The sequence below is a fragment of the Pseudomonas citronellolis genome (assembly GCF_001586155.1).
GTDB lineage: Bacteria > Pseudomonadota > Gammaproteobacteria > Pseudomonadales > Pseudomonadaceae > Pseudomonas > Pseudomonas citronellolis.
Genome location: NZ_CP014158.1, coordinates 1,212,738 through 1,237,297, shown reverse-complemented (window position 1 = coordinate 1,237,297; position 24,560 = coordinate 1,212,738). Strand labels below are relative to the sequence as shown.

The 24,560-nt window shown below is 68.8% G+C and carries 19 protein-coding genes; 6 read left to right on the top strand and 13 right to left on the bottom strand.

The features are described 5' to 3' along the window. The first annotated feature begins 2 nt into the window (after positions 1-2). From gatB to PcP3B5_RS05615, 3 genes are read left to right on the top strand one after another with little or no spacing between them, the layout of a single operon-like run. A complete protein-coding gene (gene gatB, locus PcP3B5_RS05625) occupies positions 3-1,448 on the top strand; it encodes an Asp-tRNA(Asn)/Glu-tRNA(Gln) amidotransferase subunit GatB (protein ID WP_061560768.1) in 1,446 nt (481 codons plus the stop codon). A 53-nt stretch (positions 1,449-1,501) separates the two neighbouring features. Beyond that, the gene (locus PcP3B5_RS05620; protein WP_061560767.1) at positions 1,502-1,888 is read left to right on the top strand and encodes a septal ring lytic transglycosylase RlpA family protein; all 387 of its coding nucleotides are present in this window, start codon (positions 1,502-1,504) and stop codon (positions 1,886-1,888) included. An 11-nt stretch (positions 1,889-1,899) separates the two neighbouring features. Beyond that, a complete protein-coding gene (locus PcP3B5_RS05615) occupies positions 1,900-2,286 on the top strand; it encodes a carboxymuconolactone decarboxylase family protein (protein WP_061560766.1) in 387 nt (128 codons plus the stop codon). Positions 2,287-2,710: 424 nt separating this feature from the next. Here the strand turns inward: PcP3B5_RS05615 and PcP3B5_RS05610 are convergent, their stop codons facing one another. The 13 genes from PcP3B5_RS05610 to PcP3B5_RS05550 all read right to left on the bottom strand — a co-directional run bounded on the left by PcP3B5_RS05610 (position 2,711) and on the right by PcP3B5_RS05550 (position 20,042). Then, positions 2,711-3,508, bottom strand: coding sequence for a YfaP family protein (locus PcP3B5_RS05610; protein ID WP_061560765.1), 798 nt, complete (start codon positions 3,506-3,508; stop codon positions 2,711-2,713). A gap of 5 nt (positions 3,509-3,513) precedes the next feature. After that, positions 3,514-5,151 (bottom strand): DUF2300 domain-containing protein, encoded by a 1,638-nt coding sequence (locus tag PcP3B5_RS05605; RefSeq protein ID WP_061560764.1) that lies wholly within the window; start codon positions 5,149-5,151, stop codon positions 3,514-3,516. Continuing rightward, complete coding sequence (locus PcP3B5_RS05600) at positions 5,152-9,696, bottom strand: alpha-2-macroglobulin family protein (protein WP_082816256.1); 4,545 nt, start codon at positions 9,694-9,696, stop codon at positions 5,152-5,154. Next, positions 9,693-10,352: a DUF1175 domain-containing protein gene (locus PcP3B5_RS05595; RefSeq protein WP_043315235.1), complete on the bottom strand. Its 660-nt coding sequence runs from the start codon at positions 10,350-10,352 to the stop codon at positions 9,693-9,695. The genes PcP3B5_RS05600 and PcP3B5_RS05595 overlap by 4 nt, the downstream gene beginning before the upstream one ends. Next, positions 10,322-12,049 carry a DUF2138 domain-containing protein gene (locus PcP3B5_RS05590; RefSeq protein WP_061560763.1) on the bottom strand — a complete coding sequence of 576 codons (1,728 nt, stop codon included), beginning with the start codon at positions 12,047-12,049 and terminating at the stop codon, positions 10,322-10,324. Before PcP3B5_RS05590 ends, PcP3B5_RS05595 begins: the two co-directional genes overlap by 31 nt. Positions 12,050-12,089: 40 nt before the next feature. Further along, a complete protein-coding gene (locus tag PcP3B5_RS05585; protein ID WP_058488588.1) occupies positions 12,090-12,896 on the bottom strand; it encodes a YfaP family protein in 807 nt (268 codons plus the stop codon). Between the two features lie 532 nt (positions 12,897-13,428). Further along, on the bottom strand, positions 13,429-14,370 hold the full coding sequence (locus PcP3B5_RS05580) for an AEC family transporter (protein ID WP_061560762.1): 942 nt from the start codon (positions 14,368-14,370) through the stop codon (positions 13,429-13,431). Positions 14,371-14,443: 73 nt separating this feature from the next. Next, positions 14,444-14,890 carry a bactofilin family protein gene (locus PcP3B5_RS05575; protein WP_009617754.1) on the bottom strand — a complete coding sequence of 149 codons (447 nt, stop codon included), beginning with the start codon at positions 14,888-14,890 and terminating at the stop codon, positions 14,444-14,446. A 17-nt stretch (positions 14,891-14,907) separates the two neighbouring features. Further along, entirely contained in the window at positions 14,908-15,270 is a 363-nt protein-coding gene (locus PcP3B5_RS05570; protein ID WP_043315240.1) for a hypothetical protein, read from the bottom strand. Beyond that, positions 15,251-16,198, bottom strand: coding sequence for a M23 family metallopeptidase (locus PcP3B5_RS05565; RefSeq protein WP_061560761.1), 948 nt, complete (start codon positions 16,196-16,198; stop codon positions 15,251-15,253). The genes PcP3B5_RS05570 and PcP3B5_RS05565 overlap by 20 nt, the downstream gene beginning before the upstream one ends. 199 nt (positions 16,199-16,397) lie before the next feature. After that, positions 16,398-18,131, bottom strand: a complete 1,734-nt coding sequence (locus PcP3B5_RS05560; RefSeq protein ID WP_043272330.1) for an ABC transporter ATP-binding protein/permease — start codon at positions 18,129-18,131, stop codon at positions 16,398-16,400. Between the two features lie 71 nt (positions 18,132-18,202). Further along, complete coding sequence (locus tag PcP3B5_RS05555; protein ID WP_009617747.1) at positions 18,203-18,763, bottom strand: response regulator transcription factor; 561 nt, start codon at positions 18,761-18,763, stop codon at positions 18,203-18,205. Positions 18,764-18,785: 22 nt separating this feature from the next. After that, on the bottom strand, positions 18,786-20,042 hold the full coding sequence (locus PcP3B5_RS05550; RefSeq protein ID WP_009617745.1) for an ATP-binding protein: 1,257 nt from the start codon (positions 20,040-20,042) through the stop codon (positions 18,786-18,788). A gap of 195 nt (positions 20,043-20,237) precedes the next feature. Here PcP3B5_RS05550 and PcP3B5_RS05545 point away from each other — a divergent pair, with 195 nt between their 5' ends. The 3 genes from PcP3B5_RS05545 (at position 20,238) to PcP3B5_RS05535 (ending at position 24,411) form a co-directional block, all read left to right on the top strand. Next, positions 20,238-20,951, top strand: a complete 714-nt coding sequence (locus PcP3B5_RS05545; protein WP_009617743.1) for an SIMPL domain-containing protein — start codon at positions 20,238-20,240, stop codon at positions 20,949-20,951. Positions 20,952-21,150: 199 nt separating this feature from the next. Beyond that, on the top strand, positions 21,151-22,752 hold the full coding sequence (locus PcP3B5_RS05540) for an ABC transporter substrate-binding protein (protein WP_061560760.1): 1,602 nt from the start codon (positions 21,151-21,153) through the stop codon (positions 22,750-22,752). A gap of 33 nt (positions 22,753-22,785) precedes the next feature. Next, entirely contained in the window at positions 22,786-24,411 is a 1,626-nt protein-coding gene (locus tag PcP3B5_RS05535) for an ABC transporter substrate-binding protein (protein WP_061560759.1), read from the top strand. The last annotated feature ends 149 nt before the right edge of the window (positions 24,412-24,560 follow it).

Here is a 24,560-nt window from a genome sequence, read left to right as displayed (position 1 = left end):
ACATGCAATGGGAAACCGTGATCGGGCTGGAAATCCACGCGCAGCTCGCCACCCAATCGAAGATCTTCTCCGGCAGCGCCACCACCTTCGGCGCCGAGCCCAACACCCAGGCCAGCCTGATCGACCTGGCGATGCCCGGCACCCTGCCGGTGCTCAACGCCGAGGCGGTGCGCATGGCCTGCCAGTTCGGCCTGGCGATCAACGCCGAAATCGCCGAGCGCAACGTCTTCGCGCGCAAGAACTACTTCTACCCGGACCTGCCCAAGGGCTACCAGACCAGCCAGATGGACCACCCCATCGTCGGCAAGGGCTTCCTCGACATCACCCTGGAAGACGGCACCGTCAAGCGCGTCGGCATCACCCGCGCGCACCTGGAAGAGGACGCCGGCAAGAGCCTGCACGAAGACTTCCACGGCATGAGCGGCATCGACCTGAACCGCGCCGGCACGCCGCTGCTGGAGATCGTCTCGGAGCCGGACATCCGCAGCGCCAAGGAAGCGGTGGCCTACGTCAAGGCCATCCACGCGCTGGTGCGCTACCTGGGCATCTGCGACGGCAACATGGCCGAAGGCTCGCTGCGCTGCGACTGCAACGTCTCGGTGCGGCCGAAGGGCCAGGCCGAGTTCGGCACCCGCGCCGAGATCAAGAACGTCAACTCCTTCCGCTTCATCGAAAAGGCCATCAACCACGAAGTGCAGCGGCAGATCGAGCTGATCGAGGACGGCGGCAAGGTGGTGCAGGAAACCCGCCTGTACGACCCGAACAAGGACGAGACGCGCTCCATGCGCAGCAAGGAAGAAGCCAACGACTACCGCTACTTCCCCTGCCCGGACCTGCTGCCGGTGGTGATCGAGCGCAGCTTCCTGGAAGAGCTGCGCGCCGGCCTGCCGGAGCTGCCGGACCAGAAGCGCGAGCGCTTCGAGAGCCAGTACGGCCTGTCCGCCTACGACGCCAGCGTGCTCTCGGCCAGCCGCGAGATGGCCGACTACTTCGAGCAGGTGCAGGGCATCTGCGCCGATGCCAAGCTGGCGGCCAACTGGGTGATGGGCGAGCTGTCCAGCCTGCTCAACAAGGACGGCCTGGAGATCGAGCAGTCGCCGGTTTCCGCCGAACAGCTGGGCGGCATGATCCTGCGCATCAAGGACAACACCATCAGCGGCAAGATCGCCAAGATGGTCTTCGAGGCCATGGCCGCCGGCGAAGGCTCGGCCGATGAGATCATCGAGAAGAAGGGCCTGAAGCAGGTCACCGACACCGGCGCCATCGACAAGATGCTCGACGAAGTGCTGGCGGCCAACGCCGAGCAGGTCGAACAGTACCGCGCCAGCGACGAGGCCAAGCGCGGCAAGATGTTCGGCTTCTTCGTCGGCCAGGCGATGAAGGCCTCGAAGGGGAAAGCCAACCCCGGCCAGGTGAACGAACTGCTGAAGAAAAAGCTCGAAGGCTGAGCCCACTCTTCCTGACGCCGGGCTTGCCCGGCGTTTTTTCGTCCGGAGGTTCGATGCTGCGCTCCCTCGCCCTGCCTGCCCTGCTCTGCGGCCTGGCCCTGCTGGCCGGTTGCGCCAGCTCGTCCTATGAAAGCGGCTCGGCGCGCGGCTACCGCGCCGAGGGCACCGCGTCCTACTACGGCCGCGCGCACCATGGGAAGAAAACCGCCAGCGGCGAGCGCTTCGACCAGCACGCCCTGACCGCCGCGCACCGCAGCCTGCCGTTCGGCACGCGGCTGAAGGTCACCAACCTCGACAACGGCCGCAGCGTGGTGGTGCGGGTGAACGACCGCGGGCCCTTCGGCCGCGGGCGGATCATCGACCTGTCGCGGGCGGCCGCGGAACGCCTCGACATGTTGCGCAACGGCACCGCGCCGGTGCGCCTGGAAGCCATCGATTAGGAGCAGTCCGAATGACCGACAAGCGCAAGGCCGGCGAACAGGTTCGCCGCGAAGTGATGGGCGACGCCTTCGTCGACCGCGCCCTGAACAACGCCACCGACTTCACCCAGCCGCTGCAGGACTTCGTCAACGAAAACGCCTGGGGCAGCGTCTGGTCCCGCGACGGCCTGCCGCGCAAGACCCGCAGCCTGATCACCCTGGCCGCCCTGACAGCGCTGAAATGCCCGCAGGAGCTGAAAGGCCACGTGCGCGGCGCGCTGAACAACGGCTGCACGGTGGAAGAAATCCGCGAGGCGCTGCTGCACTGCGCGGTCTACGCCGGGGTGCCGGCGGCGATCGATGCCTTCCGCGCGGCGCAGGAAGTGATCGAGGCGTGGCAGGAGGATCGACAGGCCTGACGGGCGCGGGCCTTGCCCGCGAATCGCGCGCAGGGCGCGCTCCTACATGGGCATGGTGTTGGGGCAGCCCGTAGGAGCGGATCTCATCCGCGAATCGCGCCGATACGTCCAGCTATCGCGGACAAGGTCCGCTCCTACGACAGCCGGAACGCCGGAGACCGGGGCCAATGGCGGATAACCGGGAGCTCCGCGATTCCAGCTCGCTCCAAACGGTCCCCTCTCCCTTCAGGGAGAGGGTTAGGGAGAGGGAGCGGAGTCAGGGTTGGCAGAGGTGTGTGGGCGAAGTCCGTAACCCTCTCCCCAGCCCTCTCCCTGAAGGGAGAGGGAGCCTGTCCTGAGCAAGCTCAAGGTCAGGAGTCAGCCGGCAACCCCGGCGCTTTCGTAGGGAACGCTTTTGCTTACGGCTTCCAGCCTCCAGCCGCCCTTACGGATAACTGAACCGCTTCACCAACGTCAGCTCCCCCGGCTGGCGCATCGGCACCAGGAAGCTCTCCTGTTTCTCGTTCGGCGTGCCCTCCTCCGTCACTATCGTCACCCTGGCCGTGGTCAGCGGCTGGGCGGCCTCGACGTCGCCACTCTCGCTATCCTGGCTGTAGCCACCACCGAAGTAGTTCACGTAGACCAGGTACGCGCCCTTCAGCGGCGTAGGGGTGGCGATGATTTCCGGGCCGTAGCCGGTGGTCACGTCGACGTCCTGGGTGGCGCCGTTGGGCAAGCTGCGGTTGCCGTACCAGACGTGGCCGCCGTCGGGGGTCACCAGGTGCAGGTCGAGGTCGGTGTTGTCGCTGTCCCAGGACAGCATCACCCGCAGCTTGGCCGGCACCTCGCCGCCGCCACCGCCGTGGTAGAACTGCACGCGCTTGCGCTGCTGGCCATCGGGGCTGATCACTTCCAGGCTGTTGCTGCCGGCTGGGAACGCGTAAGGACGGTCGAAGCCGCCGTCCTCGCCTATCTTCAGCGGCATCGACACGCCGTTGACCACCAGGGTGGCCGGCTTGTCCTTCGCCACGTTGGCGATCTCGCCCTTGATCCGCGCGGTCATGGCCTGGTCGGCCGGGGTGTTCACCGAGGCCGCCGGGTAGTTCACCCTCTGCCGGAAGTTGGCGCCCTCGCCGTTGCCGGGGCGCCAGCCGCCCAGCGGGGCGTCCAGGCGGATGCCCGGCTCGGCGGCATGGGCAAGCCCGGTGATGAGGAGAAGGAACAGGCAGGGACGCAGCTTCATGGCGGTCATTCCAGTATCAGGCGGCGGGCGAGGCTTTCGACGAAGCCCTCGTCCTGGCCGTTGGGGTGCGCCTGGAAGGCCAGGTGCAGGTATTCGTGGGTGAGATCGAGGCGGTCCTGCAGCGAGTACAGGCCGCGCACGTAGATGCGCTGGCGCTCGCGGTCGACGTAGGGGCGCCCGGAAGATAGCTGGCACACGGCGAAGCTTTGCAGTTCCTCGTAGCCCGGCTCACCGTCCAGCTTCGCGCGCCACGTGCGGCGCTGCTTGCGCAGCCAGTCCTCGGCCGCCGGCAGCGGCTGGCAGGCGGCCACCGGGTTGTTCCAGGCGCTCAAGCTGGCTTGTGGAAAAGCGCGGGCGAGGATGGCGTCGAAGCGCAGGCCGTTGGCCGCCTGGGCCTTGGCGTCCTGCCAGGAGAGTTTCGCCGGGCCGGCCTGGTCAGCGTGGTAGGTGACCGGGCTACCGGCCAGCACCAGGCCGTCGGTGAAGGCCGCTACGGCGCGCATTTGCGCCGTGGCCGGGCGCGGGGCGACGCGCTGGCGCTGGCTGCTGTCAGCGATGCTCAGGCACTCGCCGCGCTGCCCGGCGTTCTGCAGCAGGTAGCTGCGGATGGCCACGGCCAGGGCGCGGGCGGCCTCAACCGGGGTCGCCGCGGCTTCGCGCTGCAGCACCCGGGCGACGTATTCCTCGCGGTCCAGGCGCGCCACCAGTTGCGGCTTGCCGTCGCGCTGCAGGAAGAGTTCGCCGTCGCTGTGGATATCCAGGTCGTTGCCGTTCGCGAAGCTCACCCGGTAGCTGCCGCTGAGGCCACCGGCCGCCGCCGGGCGGCCCTGGACGTCGAAGACCTCGCGCAGCGGGTAGCGCTCGAACAGCGCCACCGCCACGCAGCGCCCCGGCTCGCGCGGCCAGGGCGTCGGCAGCGCGGCGCCGAGGGCTTCGGCGTAGTGCGCCAGCACCGTCTTGCTGGTGCCGGGCCCGGAGACCCAGACCGCCGAGCCGTCCGCCAGCCAGCCGGCGAAACCGCCGCGGCGGGCCTGCGAATCGTTTGGATCGAGCCAGCTCCAGGTCTTCACCCGCAGGCGCCCGCCCAGGCTGGCCAGAGCGCGGCCGTCGTCGGCGTTGACCACCACGTCGAGCAGCACCTGGCGCGCCTCGGGCTGGGCCGGCAGGCGCGTCAGCATGTCGAGCAGTTCGGCCACCGGCACTTCGGTCTGTGGTTGCAGGTGTTCGAGGTCGAGCAGCCAGGCCGGCGCCTGGCGTTCCTGCCAGTAGCGGCGCCAGGTCGCGGCGTCCAGGCCGAGGCGCGCCGGCTGGTAGTAGAGGCCGCAGGACTTCACCAGCGCCTGGTCGCGGCCGATGCTCTGCCCGGCCGAGCAGCAGTACACCTCCTCGCGGGACTGGCCCTTGCAGGCGTACTCCGGCTCGTGCCGGTCGTTGTCCACCAGCCAGGCGAAGACGAAGAGTTTCCACAGGCTGCCCAGCGGCGTGCGCAGGTCCGCCGGCAGGGGCTCGCGGGCGAGCACCTGCTGCTGGTCCAGATGCAGCAGCAGGTCGCCCTGGGGGCTGCGCCAGGCCAGCTCGACGGGCGCCTGCGCCGCCGCGCACAGCGGCAGCAGAAGCAGCAGCCAGGCCAGGCGCCGTCCCATTTACTGCACCTTCACCCTGGCCAGCGCCGGGTTCTGCTCCAGGGCCTGCTCCGCCGGCGCGTACATGCGCACATAGCGCGCCGGCGGCAGGGCGAACTCGCCCTTCTGCGAGAAGCGCACCAGGTGGCGGAAGCGCAGTTCGCCGGCCAGGCTGTCCACCGGGATGCCGTAGTGCAGGTCGCCCGGTTCGTTGCGCGCGCGTTCCAGGCTGGTCGCCTCGGTGCCGCCCAGGCCGCTGACCTGGATGCCCCAGGTGGTGCGCTCGACGTCGGCGCCCGGCGGCAACGGCACTTCCAGCATGCCGTAGCGCAGCGCGGTGGGCTGCTCGGTCTTGACCGTCACTTCGTCCAGGTACAGCTCGTCGCTGGACAGCGGCTTGTCGCCCAGTTCCTTGACCTTGAACTCGAAGGCCTTGTCCCCCGGCACCAGGCGCAGCAGGCGGCGGCTGATGCTCACCAGCAACTGACTGGCCGGCGCCTCGGCGCTGCGGTAGCTGAGCGAAGCATTGAGCGGGCGCGACGGCGGAGTCTGCAGGGTCAGCTCGGCGGGCACGCCCTGGCCTTGCCACTGCCAGTAGCGCTCGCCGCTGGGGCCCTGCTGCTCGGCCCAGTCCTTGCCCGGCTTGAGCGGTTCGGCCGCTGGAGCCTGGGCCAGGGCGCGCTGCAGCCAGGTCAGCGCCAGGGCGCGTTCCAGGGTCGACTGCTGCGGCCCCAGGCGCGCCAGCAGGGCGCGGGCGCGGTTGACGTCGGGCGCCGCCAGCGACAGCTGCACCGCCTGGGCGAACGGCTGGTCGCTGCCGTTGACCTTCAGCCGCGCACCGTCCAACTGCTTGGCGAAGGCCGCCGGCAGCGGCACCTTGGCCTGCTGCGCAAGGTTCGCGGCCAGCACCCGCGCCACGGCCAGGCCGAGGCTGGAGTCCGGCTCGGCCATCACCAGGCTGACTTCGGCGTCGGCCGGCAGCTTCGCGTCCTCGCCCTCCCCGGCCTTGGCCAGGTCGTCGAGCAGGCCGCCGACCAGGGTCTGCACCGGCAGCTGCATGTCGCGGGCGAAGCCGAGGATCAGCGCGCGTTGCAGCAGCGGCGTCTGCTCGGCCAGCTTGGCGTAGAGGTCGAGCACGCGCTGCCAGTGCTCCGGCGGCAGGCTGATCTGCAGGGCGCGGCTGGCGTGCCAGTCGGCGTAGTAGGCGTAGGCGGTGAGGAAGGCGTCGCTGTCGGTGTTGTCGCCCCACCAGGTGAAGTAGGCGTTCGGCCCGGCCATCTGCACCAGGCGCAGGCGGCTGTTCTGCATGATCAGACGCAGACGGTCGCGCACCCGCGGCTCGCCCTCGGCCAGCAGCGGGTAGGCCACGCTCAGCGGCAGCAGGCGGCTGGCGGTCTGCTCGACGCAGCCGTAGGGGTAGGCCAGCAGGTCGTCGAGGCTGCCGCGGAACAGCGCGCTGGCGCTGTCGTCCAGGCGCAGGCGGATGTCGCGGGCGTCCGCCGGCAGTTGCAGCGGGCTGTTCTGCCCGGCCAGTTGCAGGCTGCGTGCTTGCAGCACCTGCCAGCCGTCGGCGGCCAGGGCGAAGCGCACGGCCAGGCTGTCGCGCACCTGGCCGTCCTGGCGCAGCTCGGCGCTCCACTCGCCGTCGCTCAGGGCCTGGGCCGGCAGGCGCACGTAGTTCACGCCCTTGGCCAGTTCCAGCGCCTGGGTCTGCTCCTGGCCGGCATAGCGCACCAGCAGCTCGGCCTTGGCCTGCTCGCCCTGGTTGAAGACGAACAGGCCGAGGTCCGGCTTGTCGCCGGCGCGGAAGCGCTTCGGGCCACTCCATTTCAGGTACAGCGGTTTTTCCGAGCGGATGAACTGTTTCTTCTGGCCGACCTGGCCGTCGCCGTCCATGGCCCGCGCGGTGATGCGCCAGCGCGTCAGCGAATCGGGCATGCGGAAGCTGAAGCGCGCCTTGCCCTCGGCATCGGTGACCAGCTTGGGTTCCCAGGCGGCGGTGTCGACGTCCTCGCGGCGCGGCCGCTCCAGCACCTTCACTCCGCGCTCGCTGCGGTTGCTGCGCCCCGGCGCGCTGGCGCTGCCCGGCAGGGCCACGTCGTAGCTGATGAACGACAGGCTGGCGCTGGTGCGCACGTTGTTGCGCCGCGGGTGGTAGAAGAACTGGTCGATGCCCGGGGCGATCTCCGGCTGCAGGGCGTAGATCATCTCGTCCACCACGCCCACCGCCACCTGGCTGGATACCGGCTTGCCGGCGTAGGTGGTGGAGAGGTCGACGGTCACTGTGTCGCCCGGCTCGTAGCGTTCCTTGTCGGTGGCGATGGCGATTTCCACCTGCGGCACCGTCACCTTGATGCCGGCGTTCTGGAAGCTGTAGTCGCCGCCGCGGGTGTAGAGCACGGAGAAGGTCAGGTTCGGCGAGAAGTCGGGCTTCACCGGAATGCGCGCGCGGTACTGGGTGGGGTTGAGCTTCTCCAGCTTCAGCCAGTCGCCGCCCTTGGACAGCAGCGCGGTGGCCTCGACCTTGTCGCGCTCCAGCGACAGCAGGGCATCGTCCACTGGCTCAGGGAAGGTGATCAGCGCCAGGGCTTCGTCGCCGGCCTGGTACTCGGCCTTGTCGAGGACGATTTCCACGGTGCCGGGCACCGCCTTCACGCCCTCCCCGCTCACCGAGTGGCCGGTGCCGCCGAGCAGTTGGCCCTGGGCGTCGCGCAGCTCGATGCTGTAGGTGCCGGGCTTGTCGAAGGCGATGACGAACTTGTCGTCGCCAGCCTCGCCGTCCCCCGTGGAGCGGTCCTCAAGACGCACCCAGCGATAGCTCTTGGGCTTGAGTTCGGTGGGCTGCTCGGGCGCGTAGCTGAACTCGACCTTGTCGCCCACCGCGCTGAAGCGCTGCGGCGCGGCCAGGCGGTAGCGCGCGGCGCCGCGCTCGATGAGGATTTCCTTGCTGGTCTTCACCCGGTAGGCGGCGCCGTCGCTGGCGAACACCGTCAGCAGGTAGCGGCTGGGCTTGTCCGCCGCCGGCAGTTCGAGGGCCGCGCGGCCCTGGGCGTCGGTGGCAAGCTCGGTGCTGCTCAGCTCCACCGGGAACTGGCCGAGGTACTGCAGCTCGTTGTCCACCATGGACAGCTGCTGGGCGCGCAGGCTCAGTTGCAGCTTGGCGTTGGCCACCGGCTTGCCGTCCGGGTAGAGCAGGATCAGGTTGCCCTTCACCGCTTCGCCGGTCTTGAAGTCCGGCTTGGCCAGGTCGAGGGATATCTCGAAGTGCGGCTTGATGTACTCGGCCACGCGGAAGGCGCTGCTGTAGGTCTGCCCGCGGTAGTCGAAGCGCAGCTCGTAGCCGCCGGCCACGGCGTTGTCCGGCAGCTGGAAGCGGCCGTTGGCGCCGGCCTTGGGCTCCAGCTGCAGGTCGAGGGTCTGCAGGGTGGTGCCGGCGGCGTCGATCACGCTCAGCTTCACCGGCGCGGCCTGGGGCGCGGCGGAGTCGCGGGCGTTCTTGAATTCGCGGCCGTAGATCTTCAGCGCCACCCAGTCGCCGGGGCGGTACAGCGGGCGGTCGGTGAAGGCGTAGAGCTTGGTGTCGTAGATTTCGCTGTCGTAATAGAAGTTTTCCGAGACGAAGACGCCGCCTTCCTTGTCCTCGCCGATCACGAAGGAGCGCTCGGGGCTGGCGTGCTGCAGGCGCAGCAGGCCCTCGGCGTCGGTGCGGCCGCTGCTCATCACGCCCATGCCGTCGGTCCAGAGCACCTGGGTATCCGGTACCGGGGTGCCTTCATGCTTGCGCGCCGACCACACCAGCAATTCGTTGCCGGCGATCTTGCTCACCGCCACGGTGCTGGAGACGAACACCACGGTGGTGGCGCGGTACTTGCCCACCAGAGCCTCGACCAGGTACAGCCCCGGCTTGAGCTTGCCCAGCGGCACGTAGACGTTGCCCGGCGAGACGTTGATGAACTCGCTGGAGGAACCGGCCAGCTTGACGTCGGCCGGCGGCTCTATGGGCTTGGCGTCCCACAGGGGATAGCGGAACTGCTCGACCAGCGGCAGACCGGGGATCGGCGCGTACTGCGGCTGGGCATCGTAGGGCGTGGGCGCGGCCATGGCCTGGCCCATCTTCAGCTCCGGCACCACCTCGGTGACCTGCTTGCGCGACTCGTAGGAGAAGGCGCGCTGCATCACCCGCCGCGACTTGCGGTACCAGTTGTCCCACAGGTAGGCCAGGGTGTTGGACAGCCCCTCGCCCTTGAACTGCCCCTCGGCCAGCACCCGGTGCAGGTTCTTCTGGCGCTTGAGGAAGTCCAGCGGCTTGTCGATGCGGTAGACGCGCATGTCCACCCCGCCGTAGGCCTCCATGCGGTAGCGGCGGTAGTCGCGGCCCGGCGCCTCCAGGCGCACGCGGGCCTCTTCGTCGGGGGCGAAGCTGCTGTCGGCGAGCAGGAAGAACGACTCGCCGCTGATCGGCGCGTAGTTGCTCGCCGGCACCTCGTCGTCGGCCCACGCCTGCGCCGGCGCGCCCGCCAGCAGGCCGCCCAGGGCCAGGCCGGCGCACAGCGCGAGCAGCTTCATCGGGCGAGGAACGACAAGCGGTACACGCCGACGAAGTTGGGGTTGGCAGGGTCGGGTATCCATCGGGTGTCCTTCCATGTCATGAGTTGTTGCAGGCTGACCGAGCGCATGCCGTTGTCGGTCGGCGTGCTGGTACCTGTGTGGTAGGCGATGTTGCGGCCCATCCAGATCATCAGGTGCTGGTCGTCGCCCTGGTCGAAGAAGATCAGGTCGCCGGGCCGCGCCTGGTTGAGGTCGCGGCCGACGAGGGTGCTGTTGTACTGGATCAGCTTGATGGCGTTGACGTAGGGGCCGACCTGGCCGCCGCCCTGCCGCCAGTTCTGCGCCAGGGCGCGCTGCTCGTCGCTCAGCGCCAGCTCCGGCGGCAGGTAGCGGTTGGACAGGCCGTTGGCGCGCAGCCACTTGGCGTCGTGGGGCTTGAGCGCCTCGTTGGCGGCGAAGCGCACCAGGCCCGCGCAGTCCTGCTGGTGCCAGCGCGGGCTGGGGCCCTGGCGCAGCTGTTCCTCGGCGATGCGCACGAACCAGGCGCGGAACACCTGGGACTGCTGCGGGTCCAGCGACGCGCTACCGGCCTGTGCCGCCTGGGCGGCCCAGAGGCCGAACGCCAGCAGCAGGGCGCGTGCCGTCACAGCGCGCGCCACTGCAGCGGCAGCCATTGCCAGGGTTGTTCGGCGCGGCTGCCGGCGGGCAGGCCGAGGGCGTAGCCGCCGTGCCCGGCCAGGGCCTTCAGGCGCGGCAGCAGCAGGCTGTCGGCGGCGTTGCGGAACACCGGCTCCATGTCCTGCGGCAGGCTGTCCAGGGTTTCGCGCTGGAGCAGCGTGGACAGCGACTGCGGCGCCAGGTAGGCCGGCACCAGGGCGTCCTTGGGCAGCACGTCGGCCAGCGGCGGGAAGCGCTTGTCGAGGGTGCCCAGGGCCTTGTCCAGCAACTGGTCGTCGAGGGAGAACAACAGGGTGCTGCCCTGCCGCGCCAGGCCGACGCGGAAGAAGCCACGGCCGCTGACCGCATCCGGGTCGGCCGCATCGGCGGCGGCGTACTGGCCGAAATTGGAGCTGACCTGGCGCAGCCACTTGTGGGTCTCGCCCTGGTTCTGCTCGTCCACTGGGAAGTTGCCGCCTTCGGCGTTGGCCTCGTAGGCGCCCACCAGGCTGTCGAACAGCCTGCCCAGGTCGGCGTCCAGTTCCGGGCCGGGCGGCGCGCTGAGCGTGGCCACCAGCAGCGGCGTGTACAGGCGCGAGTCGGCGTACCAGCACAGGCCGGCGGCGCCGGAGAGGTGTTCGGAGAAGGCCGCGGCCATCTTCTGCTCGGCACCCAGGCGCACCAGCAGGCTGTCGTACAGGCCCGGGGTGAGCGGCAAGGCCACGCAGGCGCTGGCGCCCATGGGCATGGCCTGCCACACGGGGCTGAAGTCCAGGTCCGGCTGGCGCTCCACCGCGTTCAGCGCCAGGTAGCTGCTCCAGCCCTTGGCATCCTTGTCGAAGCGCACCCCGGCGAAGGCCGGGATGAAGCGCTGGTAGCCCATGGCCAGGGCGCCGGCGCCGAGGCTGATGCGCTGGCTCAGCTCGCCGCGCGGGCCGAGGCCGAAGGCGCGCGGGAAGGCGTCGTCGCCGCCGAGCAGGGCGGCCAGGTCGGCGCTGACCTGGGCGTCGGCCGCGCCGGGCTCATCGTCGCTGGCGTCGGGGAACAGCATCTTCGGGTTGGACAGCAGCACCAGGTAGTCGCCGCTGGAGGCGAACAGCAGGGTCTTCTGGGCGTTGTAGCGCAGGCGATAGACACCGGTGCCGCCCTTCAGCTCGCCGACCTTGCGCAGTTGGCTGTCGTCGGCGGCGATGTGCGCCAGCGGCTCCAGCAGCCTGGCCAGGCCGCCGCGCTTCATCACCACCAGGAAGTCGCGCAGGCGGCCGTCGGCGCCGCGCCACAGGGCGACCTGGGCCGGCTGGTCGAGCAGTTCCTCGACCAGGCTGTCCTTCAGCGTCAGGTCGTGCTCGTAGACGATGCGCCGCAGGCTGCCGGCCAGGCCGAGGCGGTCGCCGTCGTTCTCGTAGTAGAAGACGAAGTCCTCGGTGAGGGTGTCGCGCAGCAACGGCACCTCCAGCAGTTCCTTGGGCAGGCGGGCGAGCGAGGCGCTTTCGATGAGCGCGTCGGGGTGCCTGATGTCGCGGCCCGGGGTATTGGCCGGCGGCGCCTCCAGCCCGGCCAGCGGGCCGCTCGGCGGCGCCAGCCAGACGTAGCGCGCCAGCAGGCCGCCGAGGACCAGCAGGGCCAGCACCAGGCCGCCGAAGATCAGCGGCCAGCGCTTCACCGGTGCGGCTTCGGCGGAAGGAGTGGGGCTGGGAGTGGTGTTGTCGCTCATGCTTGCTCGATCCCGTTTCATCCCTGGCAGGGGACAGCTTTCAGTAGGTGAAGGTCTTGACCAGGACCAGATCGCCGATGGTGCGCAGCGGCACCACGAAGGTCTCGCGCTTCTCGTCGACGCTGTTTTCGTTGAACACCAGGTTGACCTGGGCGGTGATCACGTCCTGCTGGTTGGCGCCGGCCTGGAAGTTATAGCCCTGCGCGCCGAAATTGCCCCAGTAGTTGACGTAGACCAGGTAGGTGCCGTGCAGCGGCGCGGCCATGCTGAACATTTCCGGGCCGGGGCCGTCGACGCCGTCCGGGTCGAGGCCGCCGCCGTTGCCCAGCCGCGGGCGCGCCCAGAAGGCGTGCTGGCCGTCGGGGGTGACTATGTGCAGGTCCAACTCGGCCTTGGGGTCGTCCCAGCCCAGGGCCACGCGCACCCGCGGCGGCACGCGCCCGGCGTTGGCCTCGTAGAACTGCACGCGCTTGAGCGACTGGCCGTCGGCGCTGGCCACCTCGACGCTGTTGGAACCCGCGCCGAAGGCGTAGGGGCGGACGAAATGGCCCTGGGCGTCGGTATAGAGCGGCAGCGGGTTGCCGTTGACCACCAGACGCTGGGCGCGGTCGGTGCCGGCGAGGTTCTTCAGGTCGCCCTCGATCAGGCTGCGGCCGCGCTGGCCGCCACGGTCGATGGGCGGGGTCGGATAGGCCACGCGCGGGCTGTCGAGGTCGTCGAGCAACCCCGAGTAGCGCCAGCCGGCGGCCGGGCTGGACAATTCGGCGCCGGGCCCGGCATACGACGACGCCAGCCAGAGCAGGCCGAGCAGCAGCGCGAGGCTGCGGGCGGAATCCTGGAAACGCATGAGCAATCCTTTGTCGCGCGTTGGAAGGGGGACAGTGTAACCGCCTGTAAAACGGCTTGAAATGGCCTTCGGGCAGAGTAAGTGATGCTGTCTGCGAATTCAGATTCTGCCTAGACCGCGCCCCAGTGGGAGGTTGTCCAGGGCGTAGGGCGTATAACGCCTACGGCGTTATCCGCCGTTTGACCTCGATCCCAGGCGCGCTTCGGGTTCGGCCACGGAGCGCCTGTTTCGGGCACTCCAAGCTCGACCGCAACGCCGGGCATGAGTTAGGTGAAGCGGCGTATAACCGCGAACGGTTATACGCCCTACGCCGAGGGAGGGCTGGGCGTAGGGCGTATAACGCCTACGGCGTTATACGCCGTTTGACCTCGATCCCAGGCGCGCTTCGGGTTCGGCCACGGAGCGCCTGTTTCGGGACACTCCGGGCTCGACCGCAACGCCGGGCATGAGTTAGGTGAAGCGGCGTATAACCGCGAACGGTTATACGCCCTACGAACTTGCCGGCTGACGTTGCGATTCGGGGTTGAGCACCTCAGATCCACCCACCCCACTGCAGGATGAACAGCCCGAGGTTGGTGGTCAGCGCCGCCGACAGGGTGGTGATGACGATGATCGAGGCCGCCAGTTCGGCGTTGCCCTGGGCGGCGCGCGCCATCACGTAGCTGGCGGCGGCCGTGGGGCTGGCGAAGTAGAGGAACAGCACGCCCAGTTCGGCGCCGCGGAAGCCGCAGAGCCAGGCGGCGGCGGTGCACAGCGCCGGCAGCCAGAGCATTTTCATCAGGCTGGCGCTCAGGGCCAGGCTACCGCTGCTGCGCAGGGCCGGCAGCGACAGGGTGCCGCCGATGCAGACTAGCGCCAGGGGCAGGGTCATCTGCGCGAAGTAGTCGCCGGAGGTGAGCACCCAGGCCGGCAGTTGGATGCCCCACCAGGCGAACGGGAAGGCCGCCAGCACGCCGATGATCAGCGGGTTGACCAGCACCTGGCGGGCGATGCTCAGCGGGTCGGACTTGAGCACCGGGCTGTAGATCGCCAGGACCACGGTGGCCAACGTGTTGTAGCAGAGGATCACCAGGGCCGCGAGCACCGAGCCCAGGGCCAGGCCGTGCTCGCCGTAGAGGCTGGTGGCCAGGGCCAGGCCGACGATGCCGTTGTTGCCGCGGAAGGCGCCCTGCACGTAGACGCCGCGTTCTTGCCGCGGCACCCGCCAGTGCGCCCAGGCCCAGGCGAGCAGGAAGCCGCCGAGGGTGGCCAGGCAGAAGAACGTCAGCACCGCCGGGCTGGCCGCGCGGTGCAGGTCGGAATGGTAGATGCCGAGGAACAGCATCACCGGCATGGTGGCGTTGAACACCAGGGCCGAGGCGGTCTGGATGAAGCCCTGGTCGATCCAGCCGACGCGGCGCAGCAGCACGCCGATGAACAGCATGGAGAACACCGGCGCGGTGATGCCGAGGGTCTGGAACAGCAGTGCGAGCATGGAGGGGAAACGCCGGCGGAAGAACTGCGGCGATCATAACAAGGGGCGGTGCTTCGCGTGCTAACGATTTGCCTCAGGCGGGCTCCGCTTCCTCGGCCCCGGCACGTGCCCGGTGGCTCTCGGGCGCCGGCAGTTCCAGCGGGCGCTGCTCGTCCAGGCGGGTGAGCTTGCCGTCGACGCTGGCGCCGTTCTCCATGCTCAGCTGGCGGTAGTGGATGTTGCCGATGACGCGGGCGTTGGAATGCAGTTCCAGCAGGTGCTCGACGTAGAGGTCGCCGACGATGGTGCCGTCGATCAGCGCGTCGTAGCTGCTGACGCAGCCCTCGATCCGCCCTTCCGCGCCCAGGGCCAGCAGGCTCTGGGTACCCGGCTTGTGGCGCACGTTGCCCTGGATGCGGCCCTGGACCTTCAGGCCCTCCTCGAACTCCAGGTCGCCCACCAGCGCCAGGTTGCCCGACAGCAGGCTGGAAAACCTGTCCACCGCCACCTGCGGCCCTTTCTTCTTGTTGCTGCTGAACATGTTCGTCCTCCTGCGGATCACTTGGCGGGTTTCTGCTGGCGGTAGAACGCCAGGTCGGTCTTGAGCTTCTTGAGTTCCCCGGACATCTGGTCGATGCGCCGCTGCAGCTGCTCGCGCGTGGCCTGGGCCTCGGCGGTCAGCAGCCGCTGGCGCTGCAGGTCGGCGGCCAGCGCGGCATTGCCGGCCTGCAGCGCTTCGATGCGCTGCTGTGTTTCGGCCTGCTGCGAGCCGCGCCAGAAATGCACCGCGGCGAAGGCCATGGCCAGCGCCAGCGCGGCCCAGAGCAGCGGCCGGTAGCTGCGCGCCACCTGGGCCCGTGGCTGGTGCTCGGCGCGCAGCAGTTCGCGGGTGGTCGCCGGCCTAGTCCTGCGCCAGCGCATCGAGGGCCTTCTCCATGTCGCCGAGGGAAAGGAAGTGCTGCGGGTCGACGAACTCGCCGCGGTAGAGCACTTCGAAATGCAGGTGCGAGCCGGTGGAGCGGCCCGTGGAGCCCATGGCGGCGATGCGCTGGCCGGGCATCACCACGTCGCCGACGCGCACCTCGGCCCTGGACAGGTGCGCATAGCGGGTGAGCAGGCCGTTGCCGTGGTCGATTTCCACGCGGATGCCATAGGAGCTGAAGGGGCCGGCGGCGACCACCCGGCCACCGGCGGCGGCCTGGATCTCGGTGCCGCCGGGCGCGGCGAAGTCGAGCCCGGAGTGGAAGGCCAGGCGGCGGTTGAACGGGTCCAGCCGGTTGCCGAAGGCCGAGCCCAGGCGCGCCTTGTCCACCGGGCGATGGGTGGGGATGGCGAGGAAGTCGGCATTGCGCCGCGACACCGCGTCCAGCAGCAGGTCGAGCTGGCGCCTCAGGCAACGCGCGGCCTCGGTACCCTGCTGCACGTCGACCAGCGGCGCGGCCTGGCATGGCCGCGGCGGCAGCAGCAGGCCGCCCTCCCCGTCAGCGCCGCGTGCCGGTGCCTGCTCCGGCACCAGGCCGGGGTCGATGCGCGCCAGCTTGCGGGCGATGTCCTCGTGGCCGTCGACCACTTTCAGCAGGTAGGCGGCGTCCTTTTCCAGCACTTGCAGGCGCCCGGCCAGCTCGCCCAGGCGCGCCACGGCGAAGCGCTGCTCCGGCGTCTGCTGCGGGGCGGCCTCGGCCAGCGGCGCGGGCGGCGCCATGACGCGGCCGAGCCACAGGCCGGCGGCGAAGGCCAGCAGCGCCAGCGCCGCGGCGCCGGCGAGCGCGAGGCCAAGGAAGCGACGCGGGTTCACCAGGCGCAATGCCTCGCGCGTCAACGCCTGACCAGAGGGGGAAAGACCATGCATGGCGATATCCGGAATCCGAATGCGACGGGCTGTTTACCGCAAAGCCGTCGAGGGTACCGGGTATGGGTCCGGGAACGATGCAGCAGTCCCCAAAACTGCCAATCAATTGCGAGCTTTCCTGCAAAATCTGAAGGAATTCACAGCACGATCTTTCCCAAAATCCTATCGCCGGGGGATTCCCTTGCGACAGGTAGGCGTGTCAGGCCGGGAGCACCGCCTCGACCTCCCGCAGGTGACGATCCTCCAGGCGCAGCTGGCGCTCGTGGAAGCGCCTGAGGTCGGCGCGGTGGCCGATGCTGACCAGGGTCACGCCGGGCAGTTGCTCCAGCAGGGTCTGGTAGAGCGCGGCTTCGTCGTTGTCGTCCAGCGCCGAGGTGGCCTCGTCGAGGAACAGCCAGGCCGGCGCATAGAGCAGCGCGCGGGCGATGGCCAGGCGCTGCTGTTCGCCCGGCGAGAGCAGGCGCTGCCAGTGCTGGGCTTCGTCCAGGCGTTCGCCCAGGTGCTCCAGGCGGCACAGGCGCAGCACTTCGCGCAGGCGCTCGGGGCCGTGCCGGCCGGGTTCTTCCGGATAGCTCAGGGCCGTGGCCAGGCTGCCGATCGGCAGGTAGGGCTTCTGCGGCAGGAACAGCGTGCGCGCCGCGGGCATCTGCACCTGCCCGGCGCCGTAGCGCCAGAGCCCGCTCATGGCGCGCAGCAGGGTGCTCTTGCCGGCGCCGGAGGGGCCGCTGATCAGCACGTGCTCGCCGGCCCGCAGGGTCAGGTCGGTAGGCTCCAGCAGCACGCTGCCGTCGCCCAGGCGCAGGCTCAGGTGCTTGAGCTGCAGGCCGTTGCCGGCGGCGTGCACGGCGATGCTCTCGTGCTCGCCGGCGACCTCGTCCATGGCGTTGCGGAAGCTCAGCAGACGGTCGCAGGTGGCGCGCCAGGTGGCCAGGCTGGAGTAGGCGTCGATGAACCAGCTCAGGCCGTCCTGGACGTTGCCGAAGGCGGAGTTGATCTGCATGAGCTCGCCGAGCTGGATCTTGCCGGCGAAGTAGCGCGGCGCGGCTACCACGATGGGGAAGATGATGGCGATCTGGGCGTAGCCGGAGCTGAAGAAGGTCAGGCGCTTCTGCACCTTCATCAGCTCCCAGAAGTTGCCCCAGACGTTGCGGAAGCGCGTCATCAGGCGTTCGTTCTCGCTGCCCTCGCCGTTGTACAGGGCGATGCTCTCGGCGTTCTCGCGGATGCGCACCAGGCCGAAACGCAGGTCGGCCTCGTAGCGCTGCTGCTGGTTGTTCAGGCCGATCAGGCGGCGGGCGATCAGGTGCGTCAGCCAGCTGCCGACCAGGGCGTAGAGCAGCGCGGCCCAGAACATGTAGCCGGGGATGCTGATGCCGAACAGCTCGATGCTGCCGGACACGCCCCAGAGGATCACCGAGAAGGACACCAGGCTGACCAGGTTGCGGATCAGCCCCAGGCCCAGGCTCAGGGTGGTGTCGGTGAAGCTGTTGAGGTCCTCGGACAGGCGCTGGTCGGGGTTGTCGGTGTAGCCGCGCTGTTCCAGGCGGTAGTAGTTCTTGTCGGACAGCCAGGCGGCGAAGTGCTTCTCGGTGAGCCAGCGGCGCCAGCGGATGGTCAGCATCTGCGTCAGGTACAGGCGGTATACGGCGACCAGGATGGCCACCGCGGCGATCCCGCAGAAGTACAGGATCAGCCGGATGAAGGCGTCGAGGTCCTTGTTCTGCAGGGCGTTGTAGAAGTCGCGGTACCAGGTGTTGACCCACACCGAGACGCCCACGCCGACCAGCGACAGGGCGATCACCACGATCAGCAGCAGCCAGGCCATGCCCTTCTCTTCGCTGCGCCAGTAGGGCGCCGTCAGTTTCCACACCTGGGAGAAGAAATGCCCGCGAACGGCATCGTTCGCGGCACGGTATTCGGCGCTTTCGGTCATCAGTCAGGGCTCGGCACGGGCGGCACAAAAAAAAGGAGCGCCCAGTTGGCGCTCCCTGTCTTATGAATTCCTTAACGCCTCACGGGGCGCTTCTGCAGCTTACGCTGCAACGTCCGCCGATGCATCCCCAGGGCGCGGGCGGTAGCGGAAATGTTGCCGTCGTGCTCGGCCAGCACGCGCTGGATGTGCTCCCACTGCAGGCGGTCCACCGACATGGGGTTTTCCGGCACCAGGCTGTCCAGGTCGGCGTGCTGCGAGAGCAGCGCGGTCAGCACGTCGTCGGCGTCGGCCGGCTTGCACAGGTAGTTGGTGGCGCCGCGCTTGATGGCCTCCACCGCGGTGGCGATGCTGGAGTAGCCGGTGAGGATCACCACGCGCATCTCCGCATCCAGCTCCAGCAGCTTGGGCAGCAGCACCAGGCCGGAGTCGCCGTCCATCTTCAGGTCGAGCACGGCGTAGTCGGGCAGGTCTTCCTTGGCCAGCGCCAGGCCTTCCTCGGCGGAGCCGGCGACCGATACGCGCAGGCCGCGGCGGCTCATGGCGCGCGCCATCACACGGGTGAAGGTGGCGTCGTCGTCCACCAGCAGCAGGTGGGGTTGCTCTTCGCCTTCGAACAGATTCTCTTCGCTCATGGGTACTTCCTCGCGCGTGGGTTCACACCACACCATAGCTGCGCGGCAGGCGCAGCTCGGTGAGCGTGCCGCCGTCTTCGTGGTTGTACAACTTCACCGTGCCGCCGGCGCGGGTGACGCTGGCCTGGCTGAGGAACAGGCCGAGGCCGAAGCCCTTGCCCTTGGTGGTGAAGAAGGGTTTGCCGAGTTGCTCGGCGATCGCCAGCGGCACGCCGGGGCCGTGGTCGCGGATGCTCAGGCAGATGTCGGTGGCAGTCCAGTCGACGCAGATCTCCAGGTCGTCCGGGCAGGCATCGGCGGCGTTGTTCAGCAAGTTCAGCAGGGCCTGGGTGAGGTCGGTGGGCGGCGTCAGCCGCGGGGCGCTGCCCGGGCCCAGGTTCAGGTAGCGGTAGGTGGCCTCCGGGCGCATCAGGTGCCAGCGGCGCAGCACCGCCTCCAGCCATTCGTTGACGCCCTGTTCCTGGATGGCCTGGCGACGGTCGGCCTCGGCGGCGCGCACCAGTTGCTGCAGGGTGTCCTTGCACAGCTTGACCTGCTCCTGCAGCAGCGCCAGGTCTTCCTGCAGCAGCGGGTCCTTCGGGTGCGCCTGGCGCAGTTCCTTGAGCAGCACGCTCATGGTCGCCAGCGGCGTGCCCAGCTCATGGGCGGCGCCGGCGGCCTGAGTGGCCACGGCGAGCAGTTGCTGGTCGCGCATGCCCTCCTCGCGGCGCTGCGCGACTATCTGTTCCTGGCGGCGCAGCGCCTGGGACATGCGCGCGACGAAGAAGGTGATCAGCCCGGCGGCCAGGGCGAAGCTCAGCCACATGCCGTAGATCAGCAGGTAGTCGCGCTGCGCCGGGGCGATGTTCAGCGGGTGGAACCACACCAGCAGCACCGTGTAGGCGGCCAGGGCCAGGCCGGCGAGGACGATGGTGTAGAGCCACGGCAGGGTCGCCGCGGCGATGGTCAGCGGTACCAGGTAATAGGAGACGAAGGGGTTGGACGAGCCGCCGGAGAAATACAGCAGGGCGCTGTGGATGATCAGGTCGCAGCCCAGCTGCACCGCGTATTCCACCTCGGTCACCGGCCAGGGCCCGCGCAGGCGCAGGGCGGTGGCCAGGCACAGCACCAGGGACACGCCGAGGGTCACCCCCAGCGCCGCCCAGGGCAGCGGGATCAACTGGGCCTTGTAGGCGATGCCCACCGAACCGGCCTGGGCGGCCAGCACGAGAATACGGATGAGCGTCAGGTGCAGCAGGTTCTGCCGGCTGGCGGATAACTGGAAAACCGGTGTGCGCATGGTGAATTCCGGAATTTGCGCGAGTATAGCCAAGCCCCTTCCCCTCTCGGTGCGTCATAGCGACACAGCATACGAGATAAAGGCTATCGCGATTCAACCCCTTTGAACGCCGACCTGCGTCAATAGGTCTGACTGTCCATGTGCGGGGTCGTCTACCCTGCACCCGGGACTCATTACAGGACCAAGGAGTCGAACATGTCCGCATTGAAGAAAAGCCTCGCCGCCCTGGCCGCAGCCGTCGCCCTGGCCGCCACCAGCTTCGCCGCCCAGGCCGACGAGCCGCGCTACAACCTGGTGTCGCTGCACGCCGAAGCCAGCCAGGAAGTGGCCCACGACCAGATGCACGTGACCCTCTTCAACGAAGCCCAGGCCAGCGACCCGGCCAAGCTCGCCGCCGAGACCACCGCCGCCCTCAACGCCGCGGTGACCGAGGCGCGCAAGGCCAAGGGCGTGACCGTCAGCCTGGGCAGCCGCAACAGCTACCCGGTGTACGACGACAAGGGCCAGAAGATCACCGCCTGGCGCGAACGCGCCGAGCTGCGCCTGGAAAGCTCCGACTTCGCCGCGCTGTCGCAGCTCACCGCCAGCCTGCTGGGCAAGCTGAAGATGGGCAACATGAGCTTCAGCATCGCCGACTCCACCCGCCAGCAGAACGAGGACAGCCTGATGAAGAACGCCGTGGCGGCGTTCAAGGCCCGCGCCCAGCTGCTGACCGACTCCCTCGGCGGCAAGGGCTACCGCCTGGTCAACCTGAACCTGAACAGCGCCGGCGCGCCACGGCCGATGCCGGTGATGCGCATGGCGGCGATGAAGGCCGACGCCGGCTTCGCCGCGGCCCCGGAGATCGAGGCCGGCACCAGCCAGGTCACGGTGACCGCCGACGGCACCATCGAAGTGCAGATGCCCTGATGCGGGCCCGCCGCGGCGCCACCCGCCCGGGCGCCGCGACGGGCTTCTTGCGTTATTGCGACATTCCCTTACGACTTCCCCACAGCTTCTACACTGTGGCGGGTGTGGCCCTTGCGCCCGGCATGTGCCCTGCATAGTTTCAGGCGACACGCCCCACAAGGACGTGCCTCGATGACAACCACAACAAACTGAGGTCAGCATGCGCAAGAATGCCGTCATCCGCTCCATGATCGCCGCTGGGTTGATCGCCAGCGCTCCCTTCGCCCACGCCGCCGGCAACCTGGTGTTCTGCTCCGAGGGCAGCCCGGCGGGCTTCGACCCCGGCCAGTACACCACCGGCACCGATTTCGACGCCGCCGCCGAGACGGTGTTCAACCGCCTGACCCAGTTCGAACGCGGCGGCACCCAGGTGATCCCCGGGCTGGCCGAGAAGTGGGACGTATCCGACGACGGCAAGACCTACACCTTCCACCTGCGCCACGGCGTGAAGTTCCACACCACCGACTACTTCAAGCCGACCCGCGAATTCAACGCCGACGACGTGCTGTTCACCTTCGAGCGCATGCTCGACAAGAACCACCCGTTCCGTAAAGCCTACCCCACCGAATTCCCCTACTTCACCGACATGGGCATGGACGCCAACATCGCCAAGGTGGAGAAGGTCGACGACTACACCGTCAGGTTCGTCCTCAACGAGGTCGACGCCGCGTTCATCCAGAACCTGGCCATGAGCTTCGCCTCCATCCAGTCCGCCGAATACGCCGACCAGTTGCTCAAGCGGAACCGCGCCAGCGACATCAACCAGAAGCCGATCGGCACCGGGCCCTTCGTGTTCAGCCGCTACCAGAAGGACGCGATGATCCGCTTCAAGGCCAACAAGGACTACTGGGTGCCCGGCGAGGTGAAGATCGACAACCTGATCTTCGCCATCAACACCGACGCCTCGGTGCGCATGCAGAAGCTCAAGGCCAACGAGTGCCAGATCACCCTGTTCCCGCGCCCGGCGGACCTGGAGTCGCTGAAGAAGGACGCCAACCTGAACATGCCTTCGCAGCCGGGCTTCAACCTCGGCTACATCGCCTACAACGTGCTGCACAAGCCGCTGGACAAGCTGGAAGTGCGCGAGGCGCTGGACATGGCGGTGAACAAGAAGGCCATCATCGACGCCGTCTACCAGGGCGCCGGCCAGCTCGCCGTGAACGGCATGCCGCCGACCCAGTGGTCCTACGACGACAGCATCAAGGACGCCGGCTACGACCCGGAAAAGGCCAAGGAGCTGCTGAAGAAGGCCGGCGTGCCCGAAGGCACCGAGATCACCCTGTGGGCCATGCCCGTGCAGCGCCCGTACAACCCCAACGCCAAGCTGATGGCCGAGATGCTCCAGGCCGACTGGGCCAAGGTCGGCATCAAGGCCAGGATCGTCAGCTACGAGTGGGGCGAGTACATCAAGCGTGCCAAGGCCGGCGAGCACGACGCCATGCTGATCGGCTGGAGCGGCGACAACGGCGACCCGGACAACTGGCTGGGCACCCTGTACAGCTGCGACGCGGTGGACGGCAACAACTTCTCCAAATGGTGCGACCAGCCCTACGACAAGCTGATCAAGGAAGCCAAGCGCACCCCCGACCAGGCCAGGCGCACCGAGCTGTACAAGCAGGCCCAGCACATCCTCAAGGAGCAGGTGCCGATCACCCCGATCGCCCACTCCACCGTGTACCAGCCCATGCGCAAGACGGTCGAGGATTTCAAGATCAGCCCCTTCGCGCTCAACTCCTTCTACGGCGTGGGCGTCGGCAAGTAAGGCCCGCGGCCGCCGCGAGGCGGCCGTCACGCCATGCTGCGCTGGTTACAGCCGCTTACCGATAGACGACCGGGCCGCCCCACGTGGGCGGCCCTGGCGTTGCTGCTCGTCGCCGCGCCGACCCTGGCCCGGCCCCTGGTGGTATGCACCGAGGGCAGCCCGGAAGGCTTCGACATCACCCAGTACACCGCCGCCACCACCGCCGACGCCACGGCGGAGACGGTGTACGAACGCCTGGTGCAGTTCGCCCCCGGCAGCACGAAGGTGATCCCCGCGCTGGCGCAGAGCTGGGACATCAGCGCCGACGGCCTGGCCTACACCTTCCACCTGCGCCCCGGCGTGAAGTTCCAGCACACCGACTACTTCACCCCCACCCGCGCCCTCGATGCCGACGACGTGCTCTGGAGCTTCCAGCGCCAGCTCGACCCGGCGCATCCGTGGAACAGGCTGGCCCCGCGCGGCTTCCCCTACGCCCAGTCGATGGGCCTGCCGGGGCTGATCGAGCGCGTCGAGAAGCTCGACGACCTGACCGTACGCTTCACCCTGCGCCATCCCGAGGCGCCCTTCCTCGCCGACCTGGCCATGGGCTTCGCCTCCATCTATTCAGCCGAGTACGCCGACCTGCTGCTGGCGGCCGGCAAGCCCGAGCAACTGAACAACCTGCCCCTGGGCACCGGCCCCTTCGTCTTCCAGCGCTACCAGAAGGACGCCCAGGTGCGCTTCGCCGCCAACCCCGACTACTGGGGCGGCACGCCGAAGATCGAGCGCCTGCTGCTGGCGATCACCCCCGACCCCAGCGTGCGCATCCAGAAGCTGCGCGCCGGCGACTGCCAGGTGGCGGTGTACCCGCGGCCCACGGACATCCCCGAACTGCGCAGGGACCCGCGCCTGAAGGTGGAGGAACTGGACTCCCTGCTGGTCGCCTACGTCGCCATCAACACCCGGCACAAGCCGCTGGACGACGTGCGTGTGCGCCAGGCCATCAACCTCGCCTTCGACCGCGACGCCTACCGCAAGGCGCAGTTCGGCGAGGGCGGCGCTAGCCCCGCGGTGGCGCCCTACCCGCCGACGCTGTGGGGTTCGGACGCGGACCTGAAGGGCTGGCCGCGCGACCTCGAACGGGCCCGCCAGTTGCTGGCCGAGGCCGGCGTGCAGCCCGGGCAGAAGCTCAGCATCTGGACCCGCCCCGGCGGCGGCCCGGCCAACCCCAACCCCGGCATAGGCGCGCAGATGCTGCAGAACGACCTGGGCAAGCTGGGCATCCGCGCCGACATCCGCGTCTACGAATGGGGTGAGCTGATCCGCCGTGCCAAGCATGGCGAGCACGACCTGGTGTTCATGGGCTGGGTGGGCGACAACGGCGACCCGGACAACTTCCTCACCCCCAACCTGTCCTGCGCCGCCGCGCAGAGCGGCGAGAACATGGCCGGCTGGTGCAACGCCCAGTTCGACGACCTGCTGCGCCAGGCCCGCGCCAGCACAGACCAGGACGCCCGCGCCGCGCTGTACCGCCAGGCCCTGGCGATCTTCCAGCGCGAAGCGCCCTGGATAGCCCTGGCCTACCCGAAACAGTTCGTGGTGCTGAGCCCCCGGGTGAAGGGCTTCACCCTGAGCCCGCTGGGCTCGAACAATTTCACCCACGTCGAACTGGGGCCCTGAGTCCTGCAAGACGGCGCCAAGGTGCTCGCTCCTACGAAAAGCCATGCCCACCGGTATAGCGATGGCCGGAACCACCGGCGCGGTTCGCGGATGAGATCCGCTACTACACCCTCCGGCAACACCCCCGTAGGATGGGTTGAGCGAAGCGA

Bases quoted from the DNA above. Each gene is read 5' to 3' on its own strand.
- gatB (WP_061560768.1), top strand. From the start codon at position 3: ATGCAATGGGAAACCGTGATCGGGCTGGAAATCCACGCGCAGCTCGCC.
- PcP3B5_RS05620 (WP_061560767.1), top strand. From the start codon at position 1,502: ATGCTGCGCTCCCTCGCCCTGCCTGCCCTGCTCTGCGGCCTGGCCCTG.
- PcP3B5_RS05615 (WP_061560766.1), top strand. From the start codon at position 1,900: ATGACCGACAAGCGCAAGGCCGGCGAACAGGTTCGCCGCGAAGTGATG.
- PcP3B5_RS05610 (WP_061560765.1), bottom strand. From the start codon at position 3,508: ATGAAGCTGCGTCCCTGCCTGTTCCTTCTCCTCATCACCGGGCTTGCC.
- PcP3B5_RS05605 (WP_061560764.1), bottom strand. From the start codon at position 5,151: ATGGGACGGCGCCTGGCCTGGCTGCTGCTTCTGCTGCCGCTGTGCGCG.
- PcP3B5_RS05600 (WP_082816256.1), bottom strand. From the start codon at position 9,696: ATGAAGCTGCTCGCGCTGTGCGCCGGCCTGGCCCTGGGCGGCCTGCTG.
- PcP3B5_RS05595 (WP_043315235.1), bottom strand. From the start codon at position 10,352: ATGGCTGCCGCTGCAGTGGCGCGCGCTGTGACGGCACGCGCCCTGCTG.
- PcP3B5_RS05590 (WP_061560763.1), bottom strand. From the start codon at position 12,049: ATGAGCGACAACACCACTCCCAGCCCCACTCCTTCCGCCGAAGCCGCA.
- PcP3B5_RS05585 (WP_058488588.1), bottom strand. From the start codon at position 12,896: ATGCGTTTCCAGGATTCCGCCCGCAGCCTCGCGCTGCTGCTCGGCCTG.
- PcP3B5_RS05580 (WP_061560762.1), bottom strand. From the start codon at position 14,370: ATGCTCGCACTGCTGTTCCAGACCCTCGGCATCACCGCGCCGGTGTTC.
- PcP3B5_RS05575 (WP_009617754.1), bottom strand. From the start codon at position 14,890: ATGTTCAGCAGCAACAAGAAGAAAGGGCCGCAGGTGGCGGTGGACAGG.
- PcP3B5_RS05570 (WP_043315240.1), bottom strand. From the start codon at position 15,270: ATGCGCTGGCGCAGGACTAGGCCGGCGACCACCCGCGAACTGCTGCGC.
- PcP3B5_RS05565 (WP_061560761.1), bottom strand. From the start codon at position 16,198: ATGCATGGTCTTTCCCCCTCTGGTCAGGCGTTGACGCGCGAGGCATTG.
- PcP3B5_RS05560 (WP_043272330.1), bottom strand. From the start codon at position 18,131: ATGACCGAAAGCGCCGAATACCGTGCCGCGAACGATGCCGTTCGCGGG.
- PcP3B5_RS05555 (WP_009617747.1), bottom strand. From the start codon at position 18,763: ATGAGCGAAGAGAATCTGTTCGAAGGCGAAGAGCAACCCCACCTGCTG.
- PcP3B5_RS05550 (WP_009617745.1), bottom strand. From the start codon at position 20,042: ATGCGCACACCGGTTTTCCAGTTATCCGCCAGCCGGCAGAACCTGCTG.
- PcP3B5_RS05545 (WP_009617743.1), top strand. From the start codon at position 20,238: ATGTCCGCATTGAAGAAAAGCCTCGCCGCCCTGGCCGCAGCCGTCGCC.
- PcP3B5_RS05540 (WP_061560760.1), top strand. From the start codon at position 21,151: ATGCGCAAGAATGCCGTCATCCGCTCCATGATCGCCGCTGGGTTGATC.
- PcP3B5_RS05535 (WP_061560759.1), top strand. From the start codon at position 22,786: ATGCTGCGCTGGTTACAGCCGCTTACCGATAGACGACCGGGCCGCCCC.